Annotated in this window: 23 protein-coding genes; all 23 read right to left on the reverse strand. The window is 64.9% G+C overall.

Annotated elements, in window-relative coordinates; translation table 11 throughout:
* Window positions 1-46: 46 nt before the first annotated feature.
* The 23 genes from ispD to tsf all read right to left on the reverse strand — a co-directional run bounded on the left by ispD (window position 47) and on the right by tsf (window position 26,478).
* A complete protein-coding gene (gene ispD / locus VQ065_RS24240; RefSeq protein ID WP_003092359.1) occupies window positions 47-751 on the reverse strand; it encodes a 2-C-methyl-D-erythritol 4-phosphate cytidylyltransferase in 705 nt (234 codons plus the stop codon).
* A gap of 19 nt (window positions 752-770) precedes the next feature.
* On the reverse strand, window positions 771-1,055 hold the full coding sequence (gene ftsB, locus VQ065_RS24245) for a cell division protein FtsB (protein WP_003092362.1): 285 nt from the start codon (window positions 1,053-1,055) through the stop codon (window positions 771-773).
* Between the two features lie 64 nt (window positions 1,056-1,119).
* Window positions 1,120-2,409, reverse strand: a complete 1,290-nt coding sequence (eno, locus tag VQ065_RS24250) for a phosphopyruvate hydratase (RefSeq protein ID WP_003092364.1) — start codon at window positions 2,407-2,409, stop codon at window positions 1,120-1,122.
* A gap of 45 nt (window positions 2,410-2,454) precedes the next feature.
* Window positions 2,455-3,300 (reverse strand): 3-deoxy-8-phosphooctulonate synthase, encoded by an 846-nt coding sequence (kdsA, locus tag VQ065_RS24255; protein ID WP_003092365.1) that lies wholly within the window; start codon window positions 3,298-3,300, stop codon window positions 2,455-2,457.
* Window positions 3,301-3,302: 2 nt separating this feature from the next.
* A complete protein-coding gene (locus tag VQ065_RS24260; RefSeq protein ID WP_003092366.1) occupies window positions 3,303-4,931 on the reverse strand; it encodes a CTP synthase in 1,629 nt (542 codons plus the stop codon).
* Between the two features lie 170 nt (window positions 4,932-5,101).
* Window positions 5,102-6,430 carry a tRNA lysidine(34) synthetase TilS gene (gene tilS, locus VQ065_RS24265; RefSeq protein ID WP_014603976.1) on the reverse strand — a complete coding sequence of 443 codons (1,329 nt, stop codon included), beginning with the start codon at window positions 6,428-6,430 and terminating at the stop codon, window positions 5,102-5,104.
* Between the two features lie 69 nt (window positions 6,431-6,499).
* The gene (gene accA / locus VQ065_RS24270) at window positions 6,500-7,450 is read right to left on the reverse strand and encodes an acetyl-CoA carboxylase carboxyl transferase subunit alpha (RefSeq protein WP_003092368.1); all 951 of its coding nucleotides are present in this window, start codon (window positions 7,448-7,450) and stop codon (window positions 6,500-6,502) included.
* Window positions 7,451-7,599: 149 nt separating this feature from the next.
* Window positions 7,600-11,121 carry a DNA polymerase III subunit alpha gene (gene dnaE / locus VQ065_RS24275; RefSeq protein ID WP_340080476.1) on the reverse strand — a complete coding sequence of 1,174 codons (3,522 nt, stop codon included), beginning with the start codon at window positions 11,119-11,121 and terminating at the stop codon, window positions 7,600-7,602.
* Between the two features lie 129 nt (window positions 11,122-11,250).
* On the reverse strand, window positions 11,251-12,666 hold the full coding sequence (locus VQ065_RS24280; RefSeq protein WP_003092370.1) for an alanine/glycine:cation symporter family protein: 1,416 nt from the start codon (window positions 12,664-12,666) through the stop codon (window positions 11,251-11,253).
* 216 nt (window positions 12,667-12,882) lie between these two features.
* On the reverse strand, window positions 12,883-13,488 hold the full coding sequence (gene rnhB, locus VQ065_RS24285) for a ribonuclease HII (protein ID WP_003092371.1): 606 nt from the start codon (window positions 13,486-13,488) through the stop codon (window positions 12,883-12,885).
* The gene (gene lpxB, locus VQ065_RS24290; RefSeq protein ID WP_003092372.1) at window positions 13,488-14,624 is read right to left on the reverse strand and encodes a lipid-A-disaccharide synthase; all 1,137 of its coding nucleotides are present in this window, start codon (window positions 14,622-14,624) and stop codon (window positions 13,488-13,490) included. Before lpxB ends, rnhB begins: the two co-directional genes overlap by 1 nt.
* Window positions 14,625-14,627: 3 nt before the next feature.
* Window positions 14,628-15,404, reverse strand: a complete 777-nt coding sequence (lpxA, locus tag VQ065_RS24295) for an acyl-ACP--UDP-N-acetylglucosamine O-acyltransferase (protein ID WP_003092373.1) — start codon at window positions 15,402-15,404, stop codon at window positions 14,628-14,630.
* Window positions 15,401-15,841, reverse strand: a complete 441-nt coding sequence (fabZ, locus tag VQ065_RS24300; RefSeq protein ID WP_003092375.1) for a 3-hydroxyacyl-ACP dehydratase FabZ — start codon at window positions 15,839-15,841, stop codon at window positions 15,401-15,403. Before fabZ ends, lpxA begins: the two co-directional genes overlap by 4 nt.
* 45 nt (window positions 15,842-15,886) lie before the next feature.
* Window positions 15,887-16,948: a UDP-3-O-(3-hydroxymyristoyl)glucosamine N-acyltransferase gene (lpxD, locus tag VQ065_RS24305; RefSeq protein WP_003092378.1), complete on the reverse strand. Its 1,062-nt coding sequence runs from the start codon at window positions 16,946-16,948 to the stop codon at window positions 15,887-15,889.
* Entirely contained in the window at window positions 16,948-17,454 is a 507-nt protein-coding gene (locus VQ065_RS24310; RefSeq protein ID WP_003098586.1) for an OmpH family outer membrane protein, read from the reverse strand. Before VQ065_RS24310 ends, lpxD begins: the two co-directional genes overlap by 1 nt.
* A 50-nt stretch (window positions 17,455-17,504) precedes the next feature.
* Window positions 17,505-19,898 carry an outer membrane protein assembly factor BamA gene (gene bamA / locus VQ065_RS24315; RefSeq protein WP_003092382.1) on the reverse strand — a complete coding sequence of 798 codons (2,394 nt, stop codon included), beginning with the start codon at window positions 19,896-19,898 and terminating at the stop codon, window positions 17,505-17,507.
* Between the two features lie 69 nt (window positions 19,899-19,967).
* Window positions 19,968-21,320 (reverse strand): sigma E protease regulator RseP, encoded by a 1,353-nt coding sequence (gene rseP, locus VQ065_RS24320; protein WP_009313536.1) that lies wholly within the window; start codon window positions 21,318-21,320, stop codon window positions 19,968-19,970.
* Window positions 21,321-21,345: 25 nt separating this feature from the next.
* Entirely contained in the window at window positions 21,346-22,536 is a 1,191-nt protein-coding gene (gene ispC / locus VQ065_RS24325; RefSeq protein WP_003109337.1) for a 1-deoxy-D-xylulose-5-phosphate reductoisomerase, read from the reverse strand.
* Window positions 22,533-23,348 carry a phosphatidate cytidylyltransferase gene (cdsA, locus tag VQ065_RS24330; RefSeq protein ID WP_003092388.1) on the reverse strand — a complete coding sequence of 272 codons (816 nt, stop codon included), beginning with the start codon at window positions 23,346-23,348 and terminating at the stop codon, window positions 22,533-22,535. Before cdsA ends, ispC begins: the two co-directional genes overlap by 4 nt.
* Window positions 23,342-24,097, reverse strand: coding sequence for a polyprenyl diphosphate synthase (uppS, locus tag VQ065_RS24335; RefSeq protein WP_003113863.1), 756 nt, complete (start codon window positions 24,095-24,097; stop codon window positions 23,342-23,344). The genes cdsA and uppS overlap by 7 nt, the downstream gene beginning before the upstream one ends.
* 15 nt (window positions 24,098-24,112) lie before the next feature.
* Window positions 24,113-24,670 (reverse strand): ribosome recycling factor, encoded by a 558-nt coding sequence (gene frr, locus VQ065_RS24340; RefSeq protein ID WP_003092390.1) that lies wholly within the window; start codon window positions 24,668-24,670, stop codon window positions 24,113-24,115.
* Between the two features lie 2 nt (window positions 24,671-24,672).
* Window positions 24,673-25,410 carry a UMP kinase gene (pyrH, locus tag VQ065_RS24345; protein ID WP_003092391.1) on the reverse strand — a complete coding sequence of 246 codons (738 nt, stop codon included), beginning with the start codon at window positions 25,408-25,410 and terminating at the stop codon, window positions 24,673-24,675.
* Between the two features lie 198 nt (window positions 25,411-25,608).
* Window positions 25,609-26,478 (reverse strand): translation elongation factor Ts, encoded by an 870-nt coding sequence (gene tsf / locus VQ065_RS24350; protein WP_003092393.1) that lies wholly within the window; start codon window positions 26,476-26,478, stop codon window positions 25,609-25,611.
* Window positions 26,479-26,567: the final 89 nt, after the last annotated feature.

A 26,567-nucleotide genomic window follows, 5' to 3' on the forward strand; every position in this document is an offset into this window, starting at 1 on the left:
AACGACAAGAAAGCCGACCCTCGGGTCGGCTTTCTTGTGCCAGGGTTCAGTGCGGAAAACTGCGCTGCAGGCGCAGCAGGTCTTCCGGGGTGGTGATTTTCAGGTTGTCGGCGCGCCCTTCCACCAGCTTCGGCGCATAGCCGGCCCACTCCATCGCCGAAGCCTCGTCGGTGATCGCCACGCCGGCCACCAACGCATCGGCCAGCGCCCGGTGCAGGGCGCCGAGGCGGAACATCTGCGGCGTATAGGCCAGCCAGACCACCGAGCGGTCGATGGTTTCGCTGACCCGGCCGTCGCGGTCGGAGCGCTTGAGGGTGTCCCTCGCCGGCACCGCCAGCAGCCCGCCGACCGGATCTTCGGCGAGTTCTTCGAGCAGGCGGTCGAGGTCGCCGCGGGTCAGGTTCGGCCGCGCGGCGTCATGCACCAGCACCCAGTCGTCGGCCTGTGCCCCCAACTCCAGCAGGCGCAGCAAGCCGTTCAACACCGAGCCGGCGCGCTCGGCGCCCCCGGCGGCGCGCTGCACATGCCGGCTGGCGGCGCAGTCCAGCCCGGGCCAGTAGGGATCGTCCTCGGCCAGGCAGACCACCAGGCCCCTGAGCATCGGGTGTTCGAGGAAACAATCGAGGGTGCGCTCGATCACGGTGCGACCGGCAAGATCGAGATATTGCTTCGGGCGGTCGGCGCGCATGCGCGAACCCACGCCGGCGGCGGGGATCACCGTCCAGAAGGCGGGAAGGTCGGAAGTCGTCATCGGGAGAAGGGTCGTCAGCTCACTTGGCGAGCTGGTAGAGGGTTTCGCCGTCCTTGACCATGCCGAGCTCGTGCCGCGCACGCTCCTCGACGGTCTCGGTGCCTTTCTTCAGCTCGGCGACTTCGGCTTCGAGAATCCGGTTGCGCTCCAGCAGGCGCTCGTTCTCGCCATGCTGGTCGGCGATCTGCTTCTGCAGGTCGCGCACCTGCGCCAGGCTGCCATCGCCGACCCACAGGCGATATTGCAGGCCCGCCAGCGCCAGGGTCAGCACCACGAACAGCCAGTAGGGGCTACGTAACCTCAAGCCTCGAACTCCTTGAGAAGAAAAGGGGTGGCTCTTGCCACCCCTTCACCGTACCAGACTAGGCTCAGCCGCGGAATTCCGCGCGACCACGGTACGGCGCCTTGGCGCCCAGTTGCTCTTCGATGCGCAGCAACTGGTTGTACTTGGACACGCGGTCGGAGCGGCAAAGCGAACCGGTCTTGATCTGACCGGCGGCGGTACCCACGGCCAGGTCGGCGATGGTCGAGTCCTCGGTTTCGCCGGAGCGGTGCGAGATCACCGCGGTATAGCCGGCGGCCTTGGCCATCTGGATGGCCTCCAGGGTCTCGGTGAGCGAACCGATCTGGTTGAACTTGATCAGGATCGAATTGCCGATGCCCTTCTCGATGCCTTCCTTGAGGATCTTGGTGTTGGTCACGAACAGGTCGTCGCCGACCAGTTGGACCTTGGCGCCGATCTTGTCGGTCAGGCCTTTCCAGCCGGCCCAGTCGGACTCGTCCATGCCGTCCTCGATGGAGATGATCGGGTAGCGCTGGGTCAGGCCGGCCAGGTAGTCGGCGAAACCGGCGGCGTCGAATACCTTGCCTTCGCCTTCCAGGTCGTACTTGCCGTCCTTGAAGAACTCGCTGGAGGCGCAGTCCAGGGCCAGGGTCACGTCGTCGCCCAGCTTGTAGCCGGCCTTCTCGACGGCCTCGGCGATGGCGGCCAGGGCATCTTCGTTGGACGACAGGTTCGGCGCGAAGCCGCCTTCGTCACCGACGGCAGTGTTCAGGCCACGGGCCTTCAGCACGGCCTTGAGGTGATGGAAGATCTCGGCGCCCATGCGCAGCGCCTCGGCGAAGTTCTTCGCACCGACCGGCTGGACCATGAATTCCTGGATATCGACGTTGTTGTCCGCATGCTCGCCGCCGTTGATGATGTTCATCATCGGCACCGGCATGGAGTACTGGCCGGGGGTGCCGTTGAGGTCGGCGATGTGCGCGTACAGCGGTACGCCCTTGGCCTGTGCGGCGGCCTTGGCGGCAGCCAGGGACACCGCGAGGATCGCGTTGGCGCCCAGCTTGGCCTTGTTCTCGGTGCCGTCCAGCTCGATCATCGCGTGGTCGAGGGCTTTCTGGTCGGCCGCGTCCTTGCCCAGCAGCAGGTCGCGGATCGGGCCGTTGATGTTGGCCACGGCTTTCAGCACGCCCTTGCCCAGGTAACGGCTCTTGTCGCCATCGCGCAGCTCGAGGGCCTCGCGGGAACCGGTGGAAGCACCGGAAGGCGCGCAGGCGCTGCCGACGATGCCGTTGTCCAGGATCACGTCCGCTTCAACGGTAGGGTTGCCGCGGGAGTCCAGGACCTCACGGCCCTTGATGTCGACGATCTTTGCCATTCTTGTTAACACTCCGAAGTGAATGAACGGGGCGGTCTGAGGAGACTAGGCAGTCTCGATTGCAGGAAAGCTCTTGATCAGCTCGTCCAGTTGCTTGAGCTGGGACAGGAAGGCTTCGAGTTTGTTCAGGCGCAGCGCGCACGGACCGTCGCACTTGGCGTGCTCGGGGTCCGGATGGGCCTCGAGGAACAGCCCGGCGAGCTTCTGGCTGAGCCCGGCCTTGGCCAGGTCGGTGACCTGGGCGCGCCGGCCGCCGGCGGAGTCCGCGCGACCGCCGGGCATCTGCAGGGCGTGGGTGACGTCGAAGAATACCGGGTACTCGAACTGCTTCATGATGCCGAAGCCGAGCATGTCGACCACCAGGTTGTTGTAACCGAAGGAGGAGCCGCGCTCGCAGAGGATCAGGCGGTCGTTACCGGCTTCCTCGCACTTGGTCAGGATATGCTTCATCTCCTGGGGCGCGAGGAACTGGGCCTTCTTGATATTGATCACCGCGTTGGTCCTGGCCATCGCCACCACCAGGTCGGTCTGCCGCGAGAGGAAGGCCGGCAGCTGGATGATGTCGCAGACCTCGGCCACCGGCTGGGCCTGGAACGGCTCGTGGACATCGGTGATGACCGGCACCTTGAAGGTCTTCTTGATCTCTTCGAAGATCTTCATTCCCTCTTCCAGGCCCGGGCCACGGAACGAGTGGATCGAGGAACGGTTGGCCTTGTCGAAGCTGGCCTTGAACACATAGGGGATACCGAGTTTCTCGGTAACCCGTACGTATTCTTCGCAGACCTGCATGGCCAGGTCGCGCGACTCCAGCACGTTCATGCCGCCGAACAGCACGAACGGCAGGTCGTTGCCGATCTGGATATCGCCGACGCGAACGATCTTCTGTGCCATGCTCAGGCCTTCCCGGAATATTTCAGCGCGGCGTTGACGAAACCGCTGAACAGCGGGTGGCCATCACGCGGTGTGGAGGTGAATTCCGGGTGGAACTGGCAGGCAACGAACCACGGATGCTCCGGGGCCTCGACCACTTCCACCAGGGCGCCGTCGCCGGAGCGGCCGGAAATCTTCAGGCCGGCCTGTTCCAGTTGCGGCAGCAGGTTGTTGTTCACTTCGTAGCGATGGCGATGGCGCTCGACGATCACGTCCTTGGCATAGCAGTCGTGCACCAGGGTGCCGGTCTGCAGCTGGCACTCCTGGGCGCCCAGGCGCATGGTGCCGCCCAGGTCGGAAGCTTCGGTGCGGATCTCGGTGGCGCCGGTCGCGTCCTGCCATTCGGTGATCAGGCCGACCACCGGATGGCCGCTGGACTTGTCGAACTCGGTGGAGTTGGCGTCGCTCCAGCCGAGCACGTTGCGGGCGTATTCGATGACCGCGACCTGCATGCCCAGGCAGATGCCCAGGTAGGGGATCTTGTTCTCGCGGGCGTACTGCACGGTGCTGATCTTGCCTTCCACGCCGCGCAGGCCGAAGCCGCCCGGGACCAGGATGGCGTCGACGCCTTCCAGCAGGCTGGTGCCCTGCTGCTCGATGTCTTCGGAGTCGATGTAGCGCAGGTTGACCTTGGTGCGGCTCTGGATGCCGGCGTGGGTCATCGCCTCGATCAGCGACTTGTACGCGTCCAGCAGTTCCATGTACTTGCCGACCATGGCGATGGTGACTTCACGCTCGGGGTTGAGCTTGGCATCGACCACGCGGTCCCATTCGGACAGGTCGGCCTGCCCGCACTCCAGGCCGAAGCGCTCGACGACGATGTCGTCCAGGCCCTGGGCATGCAGCACCGACGGGATGCGGTAGATGGTGTCGACGTCTTCCAGGGCGATCACCGCGCGCTCCTCGACGTTGGTGAAGAGCGCGATCTTGCGCCGCGAGGAGACGTCGATCGGGTGGTCGGAACGGCAGACCAGCACGTCCGGTTGCAGGCCGATGGAGCGCAGCTCCTTGACCGAGTGCTGGGTCGGCTTGGTCTTGGTCTCGCCGGCGGTGGCGATGTACGGGACCAGGGTCAGGTGCATCAGCATCGCGCGCTTGGCGCCGATCTCGACGCGCAGCTGGCGGATCGCCTCGAGGAACGGCTGCGACTCGATGTCGCCGACGGTGCCACCGATCTCCACCAGGGCGACGTCGGCATCGCCGGCGCCCTTGATGATGCGCCGCTTGATCTCGTCGGTGATGTGCGGGATCACCTGCACGGTGGCGCCCAGGTAGTCGCCGCGGCGCTCCTTGCGCAACACGTCCATGTAGACGCGGCCGGTGGTGAAGTTGTTGTTCTGGGTCATGGTGGTACGAACGAAGCGCTCGTAATGGCCCAGGTCCAGGTCGGTCTCGGCGCCGTCCTGGGTCACGAAGACCTCACCGTGCTGGAACGGGCTCATGGTGCCCGGGTCCACGTTGATGTAAGGGTCCAGCTTGAGCATCGTGATCTTCAGGCCACGCGCTTCCAAGATCGCAGCCAGAGAAGCCGAAGCGATGCCTTTCCCCAATGAAGAAACAACACCACCCGTGACGAAGATGTAGCGCGTCATGAAAAACCCTAGAAGTCAGCGTTTAGGCGGGATCAACCGCCGGGGATTCGGAGAAGGGAGGCCAGCTCCCGCCACGGACAAATCCGTGGGCAAAGCAAACTCCTGCTGATTCCGGAGGGAATCGGCGGGAGCAGTACAAGACGGGAGCGTAGTCTACTGGAAACGGCTTACTAGCTCAAACCCGGGTCGTTCGTCGGCGGGCTCCAGGACAGTCGCCAGCCCCCCTCGCGGGGACTGTCCAGGCCAGGAATGTTGGCCACCGCGAGCAGTTCGTCGGCTCGGAAGAGCAGCGGCAAACGACCGCGCAGGAAGCTCGGTACGCCCGCTTCGTTGAGCAATCGCTTGAGGTCGCGGCGACCGCGCCCGGCCAGGGCCAGCACCTCCCCACCCCGCCGGTAGTCGACGCGCAACGGTCCCGCCGGAACCTCGCCGAGCAACGCCAGCCGGCCATTGCCGGGAAGAAGCAATGGATGAGCGGGACGCTCCCAGACGAACGGTCCCGCCGCTGCACGCCAGTCCGCCGGCAACCACCAGATCCGCCCCGCGCCGCGACGCAACTCGCCGCTCTCCAGGCGCCAGATCGGGTCGGCATCGTCGCCGGCATCGCGCAACGACTCCCAGCCGGCCCAGTGGTCGCTGTCCGGCAACCGCGTCAGCTGTCCCAGCCAGGCCCGCAGCAGGTTGCGCTGGCGCGCAGCGCTGAGGCGGCGCAGAGGCTCCAGGGCGATCCGGGGCAGATCCAGCCAGTCCGGCCAATCCAGTTCCGAGGGTTGGCGGCAGGCCCGGAGGTCGATGGCGGCCAGTTCAGCCAGCAGGTCTTCGGCCTCGCGCAGATGCGCCGCGCAGCGCGCCATGCCGGCGACGGCCTGCGGCCAGTGGGAGGCGAGACGCGGCATGATCTCCCGGCGCAGGTAGTTGCGCGAGAAGCGCGGATCCTGGTTGGAAGGATCCTCCACCCAGTCCAGCCGGTGCGCCTGCGCATAGGCTTCCAGTTCGGCGCGGGAAACCCCGAGCAAGGGTCGGCACAGGCGGCCGCCGCCCAGCGGCCGGCTCGCCGGCATCGCCGCCAGGCCGCGCAGGCCCGCTCCACGCAACAGGCGGAACAGCAGGGTCTCGGCCTGGTCGTCGAGGTGCTGCGCGGTGAGCAGCACCTGTCCCTCGCCCAGGCTCGCCTGGAATGCGCGATAGCGGGCGTCGCGCGCCGCCTGCTCGATGCTGCCGCCAACGGCGACCTGCACCCGCTCGACCCGCAGCGGGATACCCAGCGACCGGCAGACCGCCTGGCAGTGCGCCGGCCAACCGTCCGCCGCAGCCTGCAAGCCATGGTGGACATGCAGCGCCGACAGCGCCGGCAAGGCTTCGCTCCGGGCCAACTGGGCGAGCAGATACAGCAACACCGTGGAATCCAGCCCGCCGGAAAACGCCACGCACCAGCCCCCCGCTTCGCGCCAGGGCGCCAGGGCCTGTAACAGACGGGATTCGAGCGGCACCGCCGGCATGCTTGCGCTCCTCATGCGACAAGCCCGGCGAATGCCGGGCTTGTCGATCGTACCAGTGCGCCGGATGGTTTACGGCGCGCCGTAGCTCATCAGGCGGTCGTAACGACGCTCCAGCAACTCACCCATTTCCAGGCCCTGGAGCATCTTCAGTTGCGCCAGCAGTTCGCCACGGATCGATTCGGCCATGCTCGCCGGATCGCGATGGGCGCCGCCCAGCGGTTCGTCGATGACCTTGTCAACGATGCCCAGGCCTTTCAGGCGCTCGGCGGTGATGCCCATGGCCTCTGCGGCTTCCGGCGCCTTCTCGGCGGTCTTCCAGAGGATGGAGGCGCAGCCTTCCGGCGAGATCACCGAATAGGTGGAGTATTGCAGCATGTTCAACTGGTCGCAGACACCGATGGCCAGCGCGCCGCCGGAACCGCCCTCGCCGATCACGGTGGCGATGATCGGCGTCTTCAGTCGCGCCATCACCCGCAGGTTCCAGGCGATCGCCTCGCTCTGGCCGCGCTCCTCGGCATCGATCCCCGGGTAGGCGCCGGGCGTGTCGATGAAGGTGAGGATCGGCATCTTGAAGCGTTCGGCCATTTCCATCAGGCGGCAGGCCTTGCGATAGCCTTCCGGACGCGGCATGCCGAAGTTGCGCCGGACCTTCTCACGGACTTCGCGGCCTTTCTGGTGGCCGATGACCATCACCGGGAAACCGTCGAGGCGGGCAACGCCGCCGACGATCGCCGGGTCGTCGGCGAAATGCCGGTCGCCGTGCAGTTCCTCGAAATCGCTGAACAGGTAACCGATGTAGTCGAGGGTATAGGGACGCTTGGGATGGCGCGCGAGCTGGGCGATCTGCCAACTGGACAGATTGCCGAAGATATTTTCGGTGAGCGCCTTGCTCTTGTCCTGCAGACGCGAGATTTCGTCGCTGATGTTCAGCGCATTGTCGTTGCCCACCAGGCGCAGCTCTTCGATCTTGGCTTGCAGGTCGGCGATCGGCTGTTCGAAATCAAGAAAGTTCGGGTTCATAGGCTTCCGTCGTGCGCAGATTCTAGTGGGCCGTTTCCGTTTGGCGCCCTACCTTACGGGATCGGGCGCCAGGGGTCGAGCCGGGAGCAAGGGCGATCCGCGTTTTCCCGCCGCAGAGCGCGGAACAACGGCGTTATCGCCCATCGCGATTAACGATAATTGAGGAAGACGTTGTCGCGCCCGAACTGGTCACGCAATGCCTGGATCAGATCGTCCGCCGGATCCACCCGCCAGCTCTCGCCGAACTGCAGCAGGGCCTTGGCGTCGGCGCTGGTGTAGTCCAGGGTGATCGGGCAGGAACCGCGATGGCGGTTGAACAGCTCGCCCAGCCAGCGCAGGCGGTCGCCCTTCAACAGGTCGGCGTGCAGCTTCATCCGCAGGCTCTCCGCCAGGCCGGTACGCGCCTCCTCCAGGCTCATCACGCGCTTGGCGCGCAGGCGCAATCCGCCGGAGAAGTCGTCCTGGCTGACCTCACCCTCGACCACCACCAGCGCATCGGTCTGCAGCAGCGACTGGGCCGCGGCGAAGGCTTCGGAGAACAGCGAGGCCTCGATCCGTCCGGAGCGGTCATCAAGGGTGACGAAGCCCATCTTGTCGCCCTTCTTGTTCTTCATCACCCGCAGGTTGACGATCAGCCCGGCCACCGTCTGGGTATCGCGCGCCGGCTTCAGCTCGACGATGCGCTGGCGGGCGAAGCGCCGCACCTCGCCTTCGTACTCGTCGATCGGATGGCCGGTCAGGTACAGGCCGAGGGTGTCCTTCTCGCCCTTCAGGCGTTCCTTGAGGGTCAGCTCCTTGACCTTGCGGTGGTTGGCGTAGACATCCGCCTCCGGCTCGGCGAAGACTCCGCCGAACAGGTCCATGTGCCCGCTGTCGTGGCTGCGCGCGGTCTGCTCGGCGGCCTGGATCGCTTCCTCCATCGCCGCCAGCAGCACGGCGCGGTTGAGGTCGACGGTAGCCTGGTAGGCCTTTAGCTCGTCGTGGTAGTGCGGCCCCAGGTGATCCAGCGCACCGGCGCGGATCAGCGCTTCCAGGGTGCGCTTGTTGATGCGTTTCAGGTCGACGCGGTCGCAGAAGTCGAACAGGGTGTTGAACGGCCCGCCTTCGGCGCGGCATTCGGTGATCGCCTCCACCGGCCCCTCGCCGACGCCCTTGATCGCGCCCAGGCCATAGACGATCCGGCCATCGTCGTCGACGGTGAAGCGGAACTCGGAGTTGTTCACGTCCGGCGCCACGATGCGCAGCTTCATGTGCCGGCATTCTTCGATCAGCGTCACCACCTTGTCGGTGTTCTGCATATCCGCGGTGAGTACCGCGGCCATGAACGGCGCCGGGAAGTGGGTCTTCAGCCAGGCGGTCTGGTAGGAGACCAGGCCGTAGGCTGCCGAGTGCGACTTGTTGAAGCCGTAGCCGGCGAATTTTTCCACCAGGTCGAAGATGTTGCCCGCGAGGTCGGCATCGATGCCGTTGTTCTTGCAACCCTCGATGAAACCGCCGCGCTGCTTGGCCATTTCCTCGGGCTTCTTCTTGCCCATCGCCCGGCGCAGCATGTCCGCGCCACCGAGGGTATAGCCGGCCATGACCTGGGCGATCTGCATCACCTGTTCCTGGTACAGGATGATGCCGTAGGTGGGCTTGAGCACCGGCTCCAGGCCGGCGTACTGGTAATCGGGGTGCGGATAGGACAGCTCGGCGCGACCGTGCTTGCGGTTGATGAAGTCGTCCACCATGCCCGACTGCAGAGGACCCGGGCGGAACAGCGCCACCAGTGCGATGAGGTCTTCCAGGCAGTCCGGCTTGAGCTTCTTGATCAGCTCCTTCATGCCGCGCGATTCGAGCTGGAACACCGCAGTGGTCTCGGCCTTCTGCAGCAGCGAATAGGTCGGCTTGTCGTCCAGCGGGATGAAGTCGATGTTCACCGGCTCCAGGCCCTTCTTGGCCTGCTCGCGGTTGATGATCTCCATCGCCCACTTGATGATGGTCAGGGTCCGCAGGCCGAGGAAGTCGAACTTCACCAGGCCGGCCGCCTCCACGTCGTCCTTGTCGAACTGGGTCACCAGGCCGCCGCCTTCCTCGTCGCAGGCGATCGGCGAGAAGTCGGTCAGCTTGGTCGGCGCGATCACCACGCCACCGGCGTGCTTGCCGGTACCGCGAGTGATGCCTTCCAGCTTGAGGGCCATCTCCCAGATCTCGGCGGCTTCCTCGTCGCTCTTGAGGAAGTCGCGGAGCATTTCTTCCTGCTCGTAGGCCTTATCCAGGGTCATGCCGACTTCGAACGGAATCATCTTCGACAGCCGGTCGGCGAGACCGTAGGACTTGCCCTGGACCCGCGCCACGTCGCGTACCACCGCCTTCGCCGCCATGGTGCCGAAGGTGATGATCTGGCTCACCGCGTTGCGCCCGTAGGCGTCGGCCACGTAGTCGATCACCCGGTCGCGGCCCTCCATGCAGAAGTCGACGTCGAAGTCGGGCATGGAGATCCGTTCCGGGTTGAGGAAACGTTCGAACAGCAGGTCGTAGGCCAGCGGATCGAGGTCGGTGATCTTCAGCACGTAGGCCACCAGCGAGCCGGCGCCCGAGCCCCGCCCGGGGCCTACCGGCACGCCGTTGTTCTTCGCCCACTTGATGAAGTCCATCACGATGAGGAAGTAACCGGGGAAACCCATCTGGATGATGATATCGAGTTCGAAGTTCAGACGGTCGACATAGACCTGGCGCTTGGCCTCGTAGTCCGGGGTGTCCTTCGGCAACAGCACCTCCAGGCGCTCCTCGAGACCTTCGAAGGAGGCGTGCCGCAGGTAGTCGTCGATGCCCATGCCATTGGGCGTGGGGAAGTCCGGCAGGAAGTACTTGCCCAGCTGCACCTCGATGTTGCAGCGCTTGGCGATCTCGACGGTGTTTTCCAACGCTTCCGGCAGGTCGCTGAACAGCTCGGCCATTTCCGCCGGCGACTTCAGGTATTGCTGGTCCGAATAGGTACGCGGCCGCCGCGGATCGTCGAGGGTCCGCCCCTCGCCGATGCAGACGCGGGTCTCGTGGGCCTCGAAGTCTTCCTGCTTGATGAAGCGCACGTCGTTGGTCGCCACCAGCGGCGCGTTGCAGCGTGACGCCAGAGCCACCGCCGCGTGGAGGTGCTCCTCGTCGTTGACCCGGCTGGTACGTTGCACTTCGACGTAGAAGCGCTCGGGGAACACCTCCATCCACTCGCGCAACAGCGCCTCGGCCTTGGCCTCCTCGCCGTCGAGCAGCGCGTGGCCGATCTCGCCTTCCTTGGCCGCGGACAGCGCGATCAGGCCTTCCGCCGCCTCCTTGACCCAGTCGCGCTCGATGATGATCTCGCCATTGCGCTGGCCTTCGCTCCAGCCGCGGGAAATCAGCTCGGTGAGGTTGCGATAGCCCTTCGCGTTCATCGCCAGCAGGCTCAGGCGGCTGAGCGGGCCATCTTCCTCGCGGCTGGCGAGCCAGATGTCGGCCCCGCAGATCGGCTTGATGCCGGCGCCCATGGCGGTCTTGTAGAACTTCACCAGCGAGCACATGTTGCTCTGGTCGGTGACCGCCACCGCCGGCATGCCCAGCCCTGCCACTGCCTTGGCCAGGGGCTTGACCCGGACCAGGCCGTCGACCAGGGAGAATTCGGTATGCAGACGCAGGTGAACGAAGGATACGGTCATGAAGGCCCCGGAGCAGAAATAACGCAAAAACGACAAGGCCCGGATTGTACCGGGCCCGGTGGCAAAGCTACAGGTTCAAGAGCGGACGATGCGCCTCGGCTGCGCCGAGAAACGTCGCCCGCCCCGCGCTCAGGCGCGGCGGTCGTCCCAGATGCCCGGTTCGAGCTTCTGCTGGACTTCAGGGAACTGGCTGGCGTCGAAGGTCGGCAGCTTGCCGGCCTTGCGCTGGGCGTTATAGTCCTTGGCCAGCTTGATCGCGAGGTTGGACAGCAGCAGGATGGCGATCAGGTTGGTGATCGCCATCAGGCCCATCGACACGTCGGCGAGGTTCCAGACGAACGGCAGCGAAGCCAGCGCGCCGAACATCACCATCGCCAGCACGATCAGGCGGAAGATCAACAGACCCGCCAGGTGGTTGTGCTCGAGGAATACCAGGCAGTTCTCGGCATAGAAGTAGTTGGCGACGATCGAGGTGAAGGCGAAGAACAAAATGATCACCGCCAGGAAGTAGCGGCCCCAGTCGCCGACCTGGCTGGTCAGGGCATTCTGCACCAGCATGATGCCCTCGCCTTCCTGCGGTCCGGCCAGCAGGATGATGGCGGCGGAAGCGGTGCAGATCAGCAGGGTATCGATGAACACGCCGGCCATCTGCACATAGCCCTGGGACGCCGGGTGCGGCGGATAGGGCGTGGCCGAGGCGGCGGCGTTGGGCGCCGAGCCCATGCCTGCTTCGTTGGAGAACAGGCCGCGCTTGAAGCCGTTGAGGATCGCCGCGCCGATGCCGCCGGCGGCGGCCTCGTGCCAGCCGAAGGCACTCTTCACCACCATCGCCAGGACGCCCGGCAGTTCGCTGAGGTTGAACAGGATGATGCCCACCGCCAGCAGCAGGTAGGCCACCGCCATGAAGGGTACCGCCAGTTCGGAGAAGCGCGCGATGGAGCGCAGGCCGCCGAAGATGATCAACGCGGTGAGGATCACCACGGCGATGCCGCTGATCCAGGTCGGCACGCCGAAGGCGCCCTGCATGGCACCGGTGATGGTATTGGCCTGCACCGAGTTGAAGACGAAACCGAAGGCGATGATCAGGAAGATCGAGAACAGGATGCCCATCCAGCGCGCACCCAGGCCCTTCTCCATGTAGTAGGCCGGGCCGCCACGGAACTGGCCCTTGTCGTCGCGAATCTTGAACAACTGGGCCAGGGTCGCCTCGACGAAGCCGGTCGCCATCCCCACCAGGGCGATCGCCCACATCCAGAACACTGCGCCGGGACCGCCGAGCGTGATCGCTACCGCCACACCGGCGACGTTGCCGGTACCGACCCGCGCCGCCAGAGAGGTGCAGAGCGCCTGGAACGAGGAGATTCCCGAGTCGTCCGACTGGCGGCTGCCCTTGAGCACGCTGAAGGTATGGCCGAAGTGGCGGAACTGGATCAATCCCAGGCGCACAGTGAAGTACAGGCCGCAACCGACCAGCAGCCAGATGAGGATCTTGCCCCAGATAAGGCCGTTGAGCAGGTCGACGACCTGAGTGGCGAATTCTTGCATGGATAACTCCCCTGTTCCGCTTATGGCGGATTGTTGTCAGCCGACCTCCCGGGTAGAAGGCCGCGTGTTTCGGACACACACGGAATGACGTGCGAGCCGAAGGAAATTTCGCTGTGAATGGTACCTGGCAGGAAGGGGCAGGACTTTCCGCTATTGACGCCGCTCACCGCTTGTCACCAGGCGACGGATACGGTCAGTCACGCGACATCCGCTCAATTATTGAACAGGGACATCCAGCAATTCGCGAACCGGAGCAAACGAGCGTCGATGGATCGGCGTCGGGCCGAGACGGGAAAGCGCCTCGAGATGGACCGCGGTCGGATAGCCCTTGTGCCCGGCCATGCCATAGCCCGGATAGACCCGGTCCAGCTCGACCATTTCCCGGTCGCGACTGACCTTGGCCAGGATCGACGCCGCGGCGATCGCCGGTACCTGGCTGTCGCCCTTGACCACCGGCGCGCTGGGCACCGCCAGTTTCGGACAGCGATTGCCGTCGATCAGGGCCAGCCGCGGAGTCACGCTGAGGCCTTCGACCGCGCGCTGCATGGCGAGCATGGTGGCATGCAGAATGTTCAGCCGGTCGATCTCCTCGACCTCGGCGCGGGCGATGCACCAGGCCAGGGCCTTCTCGCGGATCTCTTCGAACAGCGCCTCGCGACGAGCTTCGCTGAGCTTCTTCGAGTCGTTCAGGCCGAGGATCGGGCGGCTCGGGTCGAGAATCACCGCGGCGGTGACCACCGGACCGCACAACGGACCGCGACCAACCTCGTCGACGCCCGCGACCAGATCCTCCACCAGATTGAAATCCAGGCCCAGTTGCATCAGCGGCGCTCCACCAGTTGCAGGACGGCTTCCGCCGCCTGTGCCGAAGCATCCTGGCGCAAGGCCCGATGGATGGCATCGAAGAATTCCACCTGCTGCGAGCCGTCGTCCAGCAGCGGCGAGAGGGTTGCGGCCAGCGCTTGCGGGGTGGCGGCGTCCTGGATCAGTTCCGGCACCAACAGGCGCCCGGCCAGCAGGTTCGGCAGGGAGATGTAAGGGCTTTTCACCAGGCGCTTGAGAATCCGGTACGTCAGCCCGGCGACCCGATAAGCCACCACCATGGGCCGCTTGTAGAGCAGCGCCTCGAGGGTCGCGGTACCGGAGGCGATCAGCACCGCATCGCAGGCGGCCAACGCTTCATGGGAAGCGCCGTCGAGCAGCGTCAGCGGCAGAGGCTCGCGGCCCTGGAGCATCTGCTCGATCTGTTCGCGCCGTGCAGCGCTGGCGCAGGGCAGCACGAAACGCAGGCCCGGCCGTTCGACGAGCAGGCGCTGGGCGGTGTCGAGGAACAACGCGCCGAGCTTGCCGACCTCGCCGCCGCGACTGCCCGGCATCAGCGCCACCACCTGTCCGTCCGCCGGCAATCCGAGCCGCGCGCGGGCCGCAGCGCGATCCGCCTGCAGGGGAATGGTGTTGGCCAGGGGGTGGCCGACGAAACGCACGGGCACCCCATGCTCTTCGTAGAAACGTGCTTCGAAGGGGAACAATGCCAGCATCAGGTCGCAGGCCTCGCGAATCTTCAGCACCCGCTTCTGCCGCCAGGCCCACACCGAAGGGCTGACGTAATGCACGGTGCGCAGGCCAGCCTGGCGCAGCCTGTGCTCGACGCCGAGGGTGAAGTCGGGAGCGTCGATGCCGATCATCACATCCGGCCGGGCCTCGATGAGCGTGCGGATCAGGCGCTTGCGCCGTCGCAACAACTCCGGCAGCCGGCCCAGTACTTCGACCAGGCCCATCACCGACAGGCGCTCCATGGGGAAATAGCTGGACAGCCCTTCGGCCTCCATGCGCGGCCCACCGACGCCGATGAACTCGATATCCGGGTGCCGCGCCCGCAGCGCCTGCATCAGTCCGGACCCGAGGATGTCGCCGGAGGCCTCGCCGGCGACCAGGGCTACGCGTAATCCGTCAGCCATGGCTCAGCGGGTGATGCCGCGGGTTGCGCTCTGGATGGAATCACGGAACACCGCGACCTCGGGGAACTGGGCAGCGCTTTCGGCCAGCTCGGCCAGGGCTTCCTCGACGGTATGTCCCTGGCGATAGACCACCTTGTAGGCACGCCGCAGGGCATGGATGGCCTCGCTGCTGAAGCCGCGCCGACGCATGCCTTCGAAGTTCATGCTGCGGGCTTCGGCCGGGTTGCCGAAGACCGTCACGTAGGCCGGGACGTCCTTGCCGATGGCGCTGCCCATGCCGGAAAAGCTGTGCGCGCCGATCCGGCAGTACTGGTGCACCAGGGTGTAGCCGGACAGGATCGCCCAGTCGTCCACGTGGACATGCCCGGCCAGCGCCGTGTTGTTCACCAGGATGCAATGGTTGCCGATCACGCTGTCATGGCCGATGTGCGCATAGGCCATGATCAGATTGTGGTCGCCAATGGTGGTTTCCGCGCGATCCTGGACGGTTCCGCGATGGATGGTCACGCCTTCGCGGATCACGTTGTGGTCACCGATCACCAGGCGCGTCGGCTCGCCCTTGTATTTCAGGTCGGGAGTATCCTCGCCGACGCTGGAAAACTGGTAGATGCGGTTGTGCTTGCCGATCTTCGTGGGGCCCTTGAGCACCACGTGCGGACCGATCACCGTCCCTTCACCGATCTCCACTTCCGCCCCGACGATGGACCACGGGCCCACCTGGACGTCAGCCGCCAGCCTGGCGCTCGGATCGATGATGGCGCGAGGATCGATCAAACTCATAGTTTGCGTTCCGCACAGATGATTTCAGCCGAGCATACCGGCTTGTCGTCGACGGTAGCGTGGCAGTCGAATTTCCAGATGCTGCGCTTCACGCTGATGAACTTGGCGTGCAGTTGCAGTTGGTCGCCCGGCAGGACCGGCTGGCGGAAGCGCAGCTTGTCCGAACCGACGAAGTAGTAAAGGGTGCCGTCGGCGGGCTTCACGTCGAGCATCTTGAAACCGAGGATACCGGCCGCCTGGGCCATCGCCTCGATGATCAGCACGCCCGGCATGATCGGGTGCTCGGGGAAATGTCCGTTGAAGAACGGCTCATTGATACTGACATTCTTGTAGGCGCGAATGCGCTTGCCCTCGATGTCCAGCTCTACCACCCGATCCACCAGCAGGAAAGGATAGCGATGAGGCAGGTATTCGCGAATCTCGTTGATGTCCATCATGTTAGGGGGAGCCTGTTCAGAAAAGGGTGACGCAAAAAACGTCAATTACGCATCAGATGAAGCGTCACCGCTTGAGGTCACGGCAGCCAGGCGTTTTTCCAGCTGCTGAAGTCGACGCGCCATGTCGTCCAGTTGACGAATGCGCGCGGCGCTTTTTTTCCATTCGGCCGCCGGTTGCATGGCGGTACCGGAGGAATACGATCCCGGCTCGGTGATCGAGCGGGTCACCATGGTCATGCCGGTCACGAAAACGTTGTCGCAGATCTCGATATGGCCGACCAGGCCAACGCCGCCGGCGAGCATGCAATGCCTGCCGATCTTGGCGCTGCCGGAAATGCCGACGCAAGCGGCCATGGCGGTATGATCGCCGATCTGCACGTTGTGCGCGATCATGATCTGGTTGTCCAGCTTCACACCGTTGCCGATCAGCGTATCGGACAGTGCTCCACGGTCGATGGTGGTGTTCGCGCCGATCTCGACGTCGTCACCGATGGTCACCCCGCCGATCTGGGCGATCTTCTGCCAGACGCCCTTCTCGTTGGCGAAACCGAAACCTTCGCCGCCGATCACCGCGCCCGACTGGATACTCACCCGCGCGCCGATGGTGACGTCGTGGTAGAGCGTGACCCGCGGCGCCAGCCAGCCGCCTTCGCCGATCACGCTACGGGCGCCGATCACGCAGTGCGCGCCGATGCTGACGCCAGCGCCGATGCGGGCGCCACTCTCGATCACCGCATAGGCGCCGACGCTGGCGCTCGGATCGACCTCGGCGTCCGCCGCGACGATGGCGGTGGGATGGATACCGGCGGCCGCCTTCGGTTTGCGATCGAACAGGTGCGACAGGCTGGCATAGGCCAGGTAGGGATTGGCCACCACCAGCGCGGTACCGGAGAACCCGTCGGCGTCGGCAGCCGTCAGCAGGACGGCGCCGGCACGGCTTTCGGGCAGGTACTTGCGATACTGCGGGTTGGCCAGGAAGCTCAGCTGAGCCGGTCCGGCCTCCTGCAAGGTCGCCAGGCCCTGGATCGGCAGGTCCGCGTCGCCACGGAGTTCCGCGCCGACATGCGCGGCCAGCTGGCCCAGGGTGTAGGACAAAGTGCTCATCATCAACGCAGCTGGTTCATCCGCTCGATCACCTGGCGGGTGATGTCGTATTGCGGCTTGACGTCGACCACGGCGCCACGCTCGATGACCATGTCGTAGCCGCCTTTCTTGATGGTTTCCTCGACGGCCTGGTCCAGCTTCGGCTTGAGCTTCTTCAACATGTCGCGGTCGGCGGCGGCCTTCGACTCGTTCAGTTCCTTGGACTGGAACTGGAAGTCACGGGCCTTCTGCTTGAAGTCCAGCTCGGCCTTCTCGCGGTCGCCCTGGGACATCTTGCTGCCGTTGGAAACCAGCTTGTCCTGCAGCGCCTTGGCGTCGCGTTCGAGGTTCTTCAGCTTGTTCAGCTGGGGGCCGAACTTCTTCTCGGCATCCACGGCGTATTGCTTGGCGGCATCGGACTCGAGCAGCGCCATCTGGTAGTTGAGCACCGCGATCTTCATTTCAGCGAACGCCGAAGGAGCCGCCATGATGGCTGCGGTGATCAGGACGAACTGGGTGAACTTACGCACGATGCACTCCTGCACAAAGCATGGTTTCGTTACTCGGTACTACGTACAAATCAGAAGGTCTGGCCCAGGGAGAACTGGAAGACCTGGGTTTCCGCGTTGTCCGGCTTCTTGATCGGCGTCGCCAGGCTGAAGCTCAGCGGGCCCAGCGCGGTGATCCAGGTCAGGCCGACGCCCACGGAACTGGCGAGGTTGTCGGTCTTGATGCCGTCGCAGTTGGTGGTGGTCTTGGTCGGGCAGTCGGTATCGAAGGTGCTACCCACGTCCCAGAACAGCACGGTACGCAACTGGCGCTGGTCCTTGACGAACGGCAGCGGGAACAGCAGCTCAGCGCCGCCGGTGATCAGGATGTTACCACCGAAGGCTTCGGGATCCTGGTCCGGGTCGGTGTAACGGCCCTTGCTGTCAGGCCCTTGGTTCTTCATAGGCGTACCGTCTGGATTACGAGCCACAGAGGGCGTACTGCGCGGGCCCAGCGTACTGTCCTTGAAGCCCCGCACCGAGTTGAAGCCGCCGGCGTAATAGTTCTCGTAGAACGGCAGGCGCTCGGTGGATCCGTAGCCGTCGCCATAGCCCAGCTCGGTGTGGAAGCGCATGGTGTAGTTGTCGGTCAGCGGGGCGAAGACCTGCCCGCGGTAGTCGATCTTGTAGAACGACAGGTCGCTGCCCGGCAGGGTGGTTTCCAGGGTCAGGCTCTGCGAGTGACCACGGGTGGCCAGCACGCCCTTGTTCAGGGTCGATTCGGACCAGCCGATGGAAGCCTTGAAGTTGGTGAAGTTGTCGCCTTCCTTGTCGAGGAAGTCGTAGATCTCGTCCACGGTGTAGCGGCCGGTGTCGATCTGGTCGCGCTGCACGCTCAGCCCATAGGTCAGGCGCGAGGTCTCGCTGATCGGGTAGCCGATGCTCATGCCGGCGCCCAGGCTGTTCACCGAGTAGCTGGCGACGTCGACGTCGAGTTCGTCGTAGTCGGTCTTCCGGTAGAAGGCGTTGTAGCCGAGGCTGACGCCGTCGACGGTCCAGTAGGGGTCGACGAAGCCGAAGTTGTAGCGGGTCTGGTATTCGCTGCGGGTCAGGCCGATGCTGACCTTGTTGCCGGTACCCAGGAAGTTGTTCTGGCTGATCGAGCCACCGAGGATCAGGCCGGCGCTCTGGGCGAAGCCGACGCTGGCGGTGATCGAGCCGGAGGGTTGCTCTTCGACGCTGTAGTTGACGTCGACCTGGTCGTCGGTGCCGGGAACCGCCGGGGTCTCGACGTTGACTTCCTTGAAGTAGCCGAGGCGCTCCAGACGGGCCTTGGACTGGTCGATCAGGTAGGTGGAGGCCCAGCCGCCTTCCATCTGGCGCATTTCGCGGCGCAGCACTTCGTCTTCGGTCTTGGTGTTGCCGCGGAAGTTGATGCGGTTGACGTAGGCGCGCTTGCCCGGGTCGACGACGAAGGTCACCGAGACGGTCTTGTCGTCGTCATGGGCTTCCGGCACGCCGTTGACGTTGGCGAAGGTGTAGCCCTCGTTGCCCAGGCGACGGGTGATCAGGTCGGAGGTGGTGGTCATCACCTTGCGCGAGAACACCTGGCCCTTCTGTACCAGCAGCAGGCGCTTCACTTCCTCTTCCGGCACCTTCAGGTCGCCGGTCAGCTTCACGTCGCGGATGGTGTACTTCTCACCCTCGTTGATGTTGACGGTGATGTAGACGTGCTTCTTGTCCGGGGTGATGGATACCTGGGTGGAGGCGATATCCATGTTGATGTAGCCGCGGTCCAGGTAATAGGAGCGCAGGCGCTCGAGGTCGCCGGAGAGCTTTTCGCGGGCGTACTTGTCGTCGTTCTTGAAGAACGACAGCCAGTTGGTGGTCTTCAGTTCGAACAGGTCGGTCAGGTCTTCTTCGGAGAAGACGGTGTTGCCCACCACGTTGATGTGGGAAATCGCAGCGACCGTGCCTTCGTTGATGTTGATCTTCAGCGCGACGCGGTTGCGCGGCTGCGGGATCACTTCCGCGTTGATCTCGGCCGAGTAGCGGCCCTGGGCCACGTACTGGCGTTGCAGCTCGTTGCGCACGCCTTCGAGGGTGGCGCGCTGGAAGATCTCGCCCTCGGCCAGGCCGGACTGTTTCAGGCCCTTGAGCAGGTCTTCCTTGGAAATCGCCTTGTTGCCCTCGATCTCGATGCTGGAGATCGACGGGCGCTCGACTACAGTGACTACCAGCACGTTGCCATCGCGGCCGAGCTGGATGTCCTGGAAGAAACCGGTCTTGAACAGGGAGCGGGTGGCCTGGACCAGGGCCTGGTCGTCGATGGTCTCGCCGACGTTCAGCGGCAGGGCGGCGAACACGCTACCGGCGGACACGCGCTGCAGGCCATTGACCCGGATATCGGAAACAGTGAAGGACTCGGCGTGAACCTCGGCGATCATCAGCGCTGACAGCAGCGCGGGTAGCAGAAAGCGTTTCATGGAGTCCTTTTTTCCAACTGACAAATAGAGAATCTGCCGCAAAGGGCGGCAGATTCGAATTCAACATGACTACAGACGACTCAGATCGTTGACCAGAGCGAGCAACATCACGCCAACGACCAGACTGATGCCGATCTGCATCCCCCAAGCCTGTACCCGTTCGGATAATGGGCGCCCGCGCACCCACTCAACCAGATAGAACAGCAGATGCCCGCCATCGAGGACAGGGATCGGCAGCAGGTTGAGAACCCCCAAGCTAATGCTCAGATAGGCCAGGAAATTGAGAAAATCCCCCACGCCAGACTGGGCTGAAGCGCCCGCCACTTTAGCAATGGTTATCGGCCCGCTCAAGTTTTTTACCGAGAGCTCGCCGAGCAACATTTTCTTTATGGAGTCGAGCGTTAGCAGGCTCATGGTCCAGGTTCGGGAAAGCGCCTGACCCACCGCCTCCAGCGGTCCGTAGCTCACTTCGCGGAGCATTTCCGCCGGCCATTCGGTACCGGCGACCCCCGCCCCCATGTAGCCGCTCCGGGCCTTGCCCTCGCCGCGCACCGCCAGCTCCAGGGCAACATCCAGCACTTCGCCGTCGCGCAGTACCTTGAGCTGGACGCGCTGCCCGGGACGGGCACGGACGCTGTCCACCACCTGCTGCCAGTCGTCGACGGCGATGCCATCGATGCTCTGCAAGCGGTCGCCGAGCTTCAGCCCGGCGGCCTGCGCCGGCCCCTTGGGGTCGAGTTCGGCCAGCACCGGCGGCAAGGCCGGCCGCCAGGGCCGGATGCCCAGCGAGGCGATGGGATCGGGATTGTCCTCGCCCTTCAGCCAGCCATCCAGACGCACCTGGTGGGTGGAATCGACATTCGAGCCCTTTTCCTGCACCCGCACTTCCAGCGTACCGCTCTCGCCGAGACGGCGAACCAGCTGCAGGTTGACCCCGCTCCAGCCGGTGACGGGCTCGCCGTCCACCGCCAGCAGTTCCTGCCCGGCCTCCAGGCCGGCCTGGGCGGCCAGGCTCTCCGGCGCCACGGAACCGATGACCGGGCGCACCTGCTGGCTACCGAGCAGGGCGACGACCCAGAAGAACAGAATCGCCAGTAGGAAATTGGCGATAGGACCAGCCGCGACGATGGCGATCCGCTGACGGACCGTCTTGCGATTGAAGGACTGTTCGAGCAGATGGGCCGGTACTTCCGCCTCGCGCTCGTCGAGCATCTTGACGTAGCCGCCCAGCGGAATGGCCGCCACCACGAACTCGGTGCCGTGCCGGTCGTGCCAGCGCACCAGCGGCGTGCCGAAGCCGACGGAGAAGCGCAGGACCTTCACCCCGCAGCGTCGCGCGACCCAGAAGTGGCCGAATTCGTGGAACGTCACCAGCACACCAAGGGCTACCAGGGTGCCGACGATCATGTAAAGCGCACTCATCTCCTACCTCCAGGCCGTCCGAAGACTAGCCGGCGTGCCGGGTCAACCATTGCCCGGCGACCGAACGCGCGCGGCGATCGGCGGCCAGGACCTGATCGAGCGATTCGACTGCGGTCACCGCCTCGCGGTTCAGCACGTCCTCGATGATAACCGCGATGTCGCTGAAGCGGATGCGCCGCTCGAGAAATGCGGCCACGGCCACCTCGTTCGCGGCATTCAACATGGCCGGGGCGCTGCCGCCGGTTTCCGCGGCCTGGCTCGCCAGGCGCAGGCAGGGGAAGCGCTGCTCGTCGGGGCGCTGAAAATCCAGGCGACCGACGGCGAACATGTCCAGCGGCGAAACGCCGGAATCGATTCGCTCCGGCCAGGCCATGGCATAGGAAATCGGCGTGCGCATGTCCGGATTGCCGAGCTGGGCGATCACCGAACCGTCGACGTAGTCCACCATCGAGTGGATCACGCTCTGCGGGTGGATCACCACCTCGACCTGGCTCGGCTGGGCGTCGAACAGCCAGCACGCCTCGATCAGTTCGAGCCCCTTGTTCATCATGCTGGCGGAGTCGACGGAAATCTTCCGCCCCATCGACCAGTTCGGGTGCGCACAAGCCTGCTCCGGCGTCACCGAAGCGAGCTGCTCCAGCGGCGTCTCACGGAACGGGCCGCCGGAGGCGGTCAAGAGGATCCGGCGCACGCCGACCCGCTCCAGGCCATCGGCATAATTGCGCGGCAGCGACTGGAAGATCGCGTTGTGCTCGCTGTCGATCGGCAGGAGCACCGCGCCGCTGCGCTTGACCGCCTGCATGAACAGCGCGCCGGACATCACCAGCGCTTCCTTGTTGGCCAGCAGTACGCGCTTGCCGGCCTCGACGGCCGCCAGGGTCGACGGCAGCCCGGCGGCGCCGACGATGGCCGCCATTACCATGTCCACTTCGGGCGCGCTGGCCACTTCGCACAACGCCTGCTCGCCGAACAGCACCCGGGTGCGAATACCCGCCGCGGCGAGCGAGCCCTGCAAGGCGATCGCCGCGGCCTGCTCCGGCACCACCGCATAGACGGGGCGGTGCCTGAGGCACAGCGCCTCGAGTTCGGCCAGGCGGCTGAAGCCAGTCAGGGCGAAGGCTTCGTAACGATCGGGATGACGCTGGACGACGTCCAGGGTGCTCAGGCCGATCGAGCCGGTCGCGCCGAGCACGCTGATCCGCTGCGGTCGACTCATGGCGCACCCCAACCGGCGGCCCAGAGCAGGGCCGCGAATACCGGGATGGCTGCCGTCAGGCTGTCGATGCGATCCAGCACGCCACCGTGGCCGGGCAGCAGGTTGCTGCTGTCCTTGATTCCGGACTGGCGCTTGAACATGCTTTCGGTGAGGTCGCCGACGATCGAGACGAACACCACCAGCGCCGCGCCGAGCAGGGCCAGGAGCAGCGCGCCGAGGGACCAGCCGCGGTAGAGGCCGACCGCCAGGGTGATCGCCAGGCTGGCCGCCAGGCCGCCGTAAACGCCTTCCCAGCTCTTGCCGGGGCTGACCCGCGGCGCCAGCTTGCGCTTGCCGAAGGCCTTGCCGGAGAAGTAGGCGCCGATATCCGCGCCCCAGACCAGCACCATCACGGCGATGATCAGGCCATTGGCCAGCGGCCACTGCTTGAGCAGGACCAGCCCCTGCCAGGCCGGCAACAGGATCAGCAGGCCCATGCCCAGGCGGCGCCAGCGGCCGCCCCAGTAGCCGACGCTTTCCGGGTAGGTGAGCACCAGCACGGTGGCCAGCGTCCACCAGACCAGCGCCAGCAGCAGCACGGCTCCGGCAAGCTGCGGCAGATGGTAGAGAGCGACCATCAGCACGGCGACCGTCGCCGCGTAGGCAACGCGGCCGAACTGTTGTTCATAGCCGGCCAGGCGCGCCCATTCCCAGGCCCCCAGGCTCACCACCGCGCCGATGAACAGGGCGAAGAACGCCCCTTCGAGAAGGAAAAAACCACCCAGCGCGATGGGCAAAAGCACCAGCGCCGTGATGATCCGTTGTTTCAGCATGACGGACGGGCCTCGGCCTCGACTTGCTCGCTGGTTTTGCCGAAGCGGCGCTGGCGCTTGGAGAAATCCGCCAGGGCAGCCCGCATCGCCGCGTGCTTGAAGTCGGGCCAGAACAGGTCGGAGAAATACAGCTCGGCGTAGGCCAGCTGCCAGAGAAGGAAATTGCTGATGCGATGCTCGCCGCCAGTGCGGATGCACAGGTCGGGCAGCGGCTGGTCGCCGGTCACCAGGCAGCCCTGGAGCAGCTCGGCGGAGATATCGTCCGCCGCCAGGTGCCCGCCCTGGACCTCGCGCGCCAGGCGCTGTGCGGCCTGGACGATGTCCCACTGGCCGCCGTAGTTGGCGGCGACCTGGAGGAGGAAACGGGTATTGCCGGCAGTGGCGGCTTCCGCTTCGCGCATGGCCGCCTGCAACTCCGGATGGAAACGCGTGCGATCGCCGATGATGCGCAGGCGGATGCCGTTCTCGTCGAGCTTGCGCACCTCGCGGCGCAGGGCCACGAGAAACAGCTCCATCAGCGCGCTGACTTCGTCCGCCGGACGCTGCCAGTTCTCGCTGGAGAACGCGAACAGGGTGAGGACCTCGACCCCTGCCTCGGCGCAGACCTCGATCACCGCCCTGACGGCATCGACACCGGCCTTGTGGCCGGCGACGCCGGGCAGAAGACGCTTCTTCGCCCAGCGATTGTTACCGTCCATGATAATGGCCACGTGGCGTGGCACGCACACATCCTTCCGGGTCTTTTCCATGACGTCAGCCCGGCCTCAGACAGCCATGAGGTCCGCTTCTTTGGCTTCCAGTGCCTTCTCGATCTCACCGATGAACTTGTCGGTCAGCTTCTGCACGTCGTCGCCGGCGCGGCGCTCTTCGTCCTCGCTGATTTCCTTTTCCTTCTGCAGGTCCTTCAGCTGGGCCAGCGCATCGCGACGGATGTTGCGCACGGAAACCCGCGCCTGCTCGGCCTCGGCACGCGCCTGCTTGGTGTAGCCCTTGCGGGTCTCCTCGGTCAGGGCCGGCATCGGTACGCGGATGGTGGTGCCGGCGGTGGCCGGGTTGAGCCCCAGGTCGGAGGTCATGATGGCCTTCTCGACCGCCTGGATCATGCTCTTGTCGAACACGGCCAGGGCCAGGGTGCGGGAGTCTTCCACGGTGACGTTGGCGACCTGGCGCAGCGGCGTATCGGCCCCGTAATAGGAAACCATCACGCTATCCAGGATGCTCGGATGCGCGCGACCGGTACGAATCTTCGCGAAGGCATGGCCCAGCGCTTCCAGGGTCTTGCCCATGCGCTCCTGCGCTTCCTTCTTGATCTCGTTGATCATTCTCAACCCTCCTCGATCAGGGTGCCTTCGGCACCACCAACAACAATATTCAGCAATGCGCCCGGCTTGTTCATGTTGAACACCCGCAGCGGCATGTTCTGGTCACGGCACAGGCAGATGGCGGTCAGGTCCATCACGCCGAGCTTGCGGTCGAGCACTTCATCATAGGTCAGGCGCTCGAACTTCTCGGCATTCGGGTCCTTGAACGGGTCGGCAGTGTACACGCCATCGACCTTGGTAGCCTTAAGGACCACGTCGGCGTCGATCTCGATGGCGCGCAGGCAAGCCGCCGAGTCGGTGGTGAAGAACGGGTTGCCGGTACCGGCGGAGAAGATCACCACCTCGCCACCGCCGAGGTGGCGCATGGCCTTGCGGCGGTCGTAGTGGTCGGTCACACCGACCATGGAGATCGCCGACATCACCAGCGCGGGGATGTTCGAGCGCTCCAGCGCATCGCGCATCGCCAGGCCGTTCATCACAGTGGCCAGCATCCCCATGTGGTCGCCGGTCACCCGGTCCATGCCGGCCGCGGACAGGGCCGCGCCGCGGAACAGGTTGCCGCCGCCGATGACCAGGCCGACCTGCACGCCGATCCCGACCAACTGGCCGATTTCCAGCGCCATGCGGTCCAGCACCTTGGGATCGATGCCGAACTCCTCCGAGCCCATCAGGGCTTCGCCGCTCAACTTTAGAAGAATGCGTTTATAGCGAGGTTGACGAGCGCTCAGTTGCTGAGCCATGACCTTTTCTCCTGCGGCGATAAAAATACGTGACGGCCGGGCCGTCGTGGGCGGAGACGACTTTGCGCCTGCGTTGCGTGCGAGCCCGCCGAGCGGGCCGGCAACGCGGAAGCTGCCCCGAACGCTTCCCCATTTGACGAAGAGGCCGCACGCATCAGCGGGCAGCCTCTTCCGGGGCGACAGTCGAAACCGTCTTTGTTACTGCTTGGTGGCGGCTACTTGAGCGGCAACTTCGGCAGCGAAGTCCACTTCGGCCTTCTCGATGCCTTCGCCCACTTCGTAACGAACGAAGGAAACGATTTCGGCGCCGGCCTGCTTGGCCAGGTCGCCGACCTTCACTTCCGGGTTCTTCACGAAAGGCTGCTCGACCAGGCTCGCTTCGGCGAGGAACTTGCTGATGCGGCCCTTGACCATGTTCTCGACGATGTTCTCCGGCTTGCCGGCGATCTTGTCGGCGTTCAGCGCCAGGAAGATTTCCTTCTCTTTCGCGATCGCTTCTTCGGAAACTTCCGAAGCGCTCAGGAACTGCGGGTTGCTGGCGGCGACATGCATGGCGATGTCCTTGGCCAGTTCCGGGTTGCCGCCTTTCAGGTTGACCACGACACCGATGCGGTGGCCGTGCAGGTAGGCGCCGACCACGTCGCCCTCGACGCGGGTCAGGCGGCGGATGTTGACGTTCTCGCCGGTCTTGGCGACCAGGGCCAGACGAGCTTCCTCACGTGCTTCGACCAGCGGAGCGGCGTCGGTCAGCTTCTCGTTGAAGGCCTTTTCCAGACTCTCGGCGACGAAGCCCTTGAAGTCGTCCTGGAGGGCCAGGAAGTCGGTCTGGGAGTTGACTTCGATGATCACGGCGGCCTTGTTGTCGGCAGCGATCTTGACGGCGATCGAGCCTTCGGCGGCAATGTTGCCGGCCTTCTTGGCAGCCTTGATCGCACCGGCAGCGCGCATGTCGTCGATGGCCTTCTCGATGTCGCCGCCAGCGGCGGTCAGCGCCTTCTTGCACTCCATCATGCCCAAGCCGGTACGCTCGCGCAGTTCTTTAACCATGGCTGCAGTAATTTCTGCCATTTCGAAATCCTCTTGAGTGGTAGCTCTCAAAAAACCTTTGTGCCCGGCCTGCCGGGCAGAAACTCAAAGGTGGCAAAAAGGGGGCCTAG

This window comes from Pseudomonas sp. KBN10P06128 (genome assembly GCF_037574945.1).
GTDB lineage: Bacteria > Pseudomonadota > Gammaproteobacteria > Pseudomonadales > Pseudomonadaceae > Pseudomonas > Pseudomonas aeruginosa.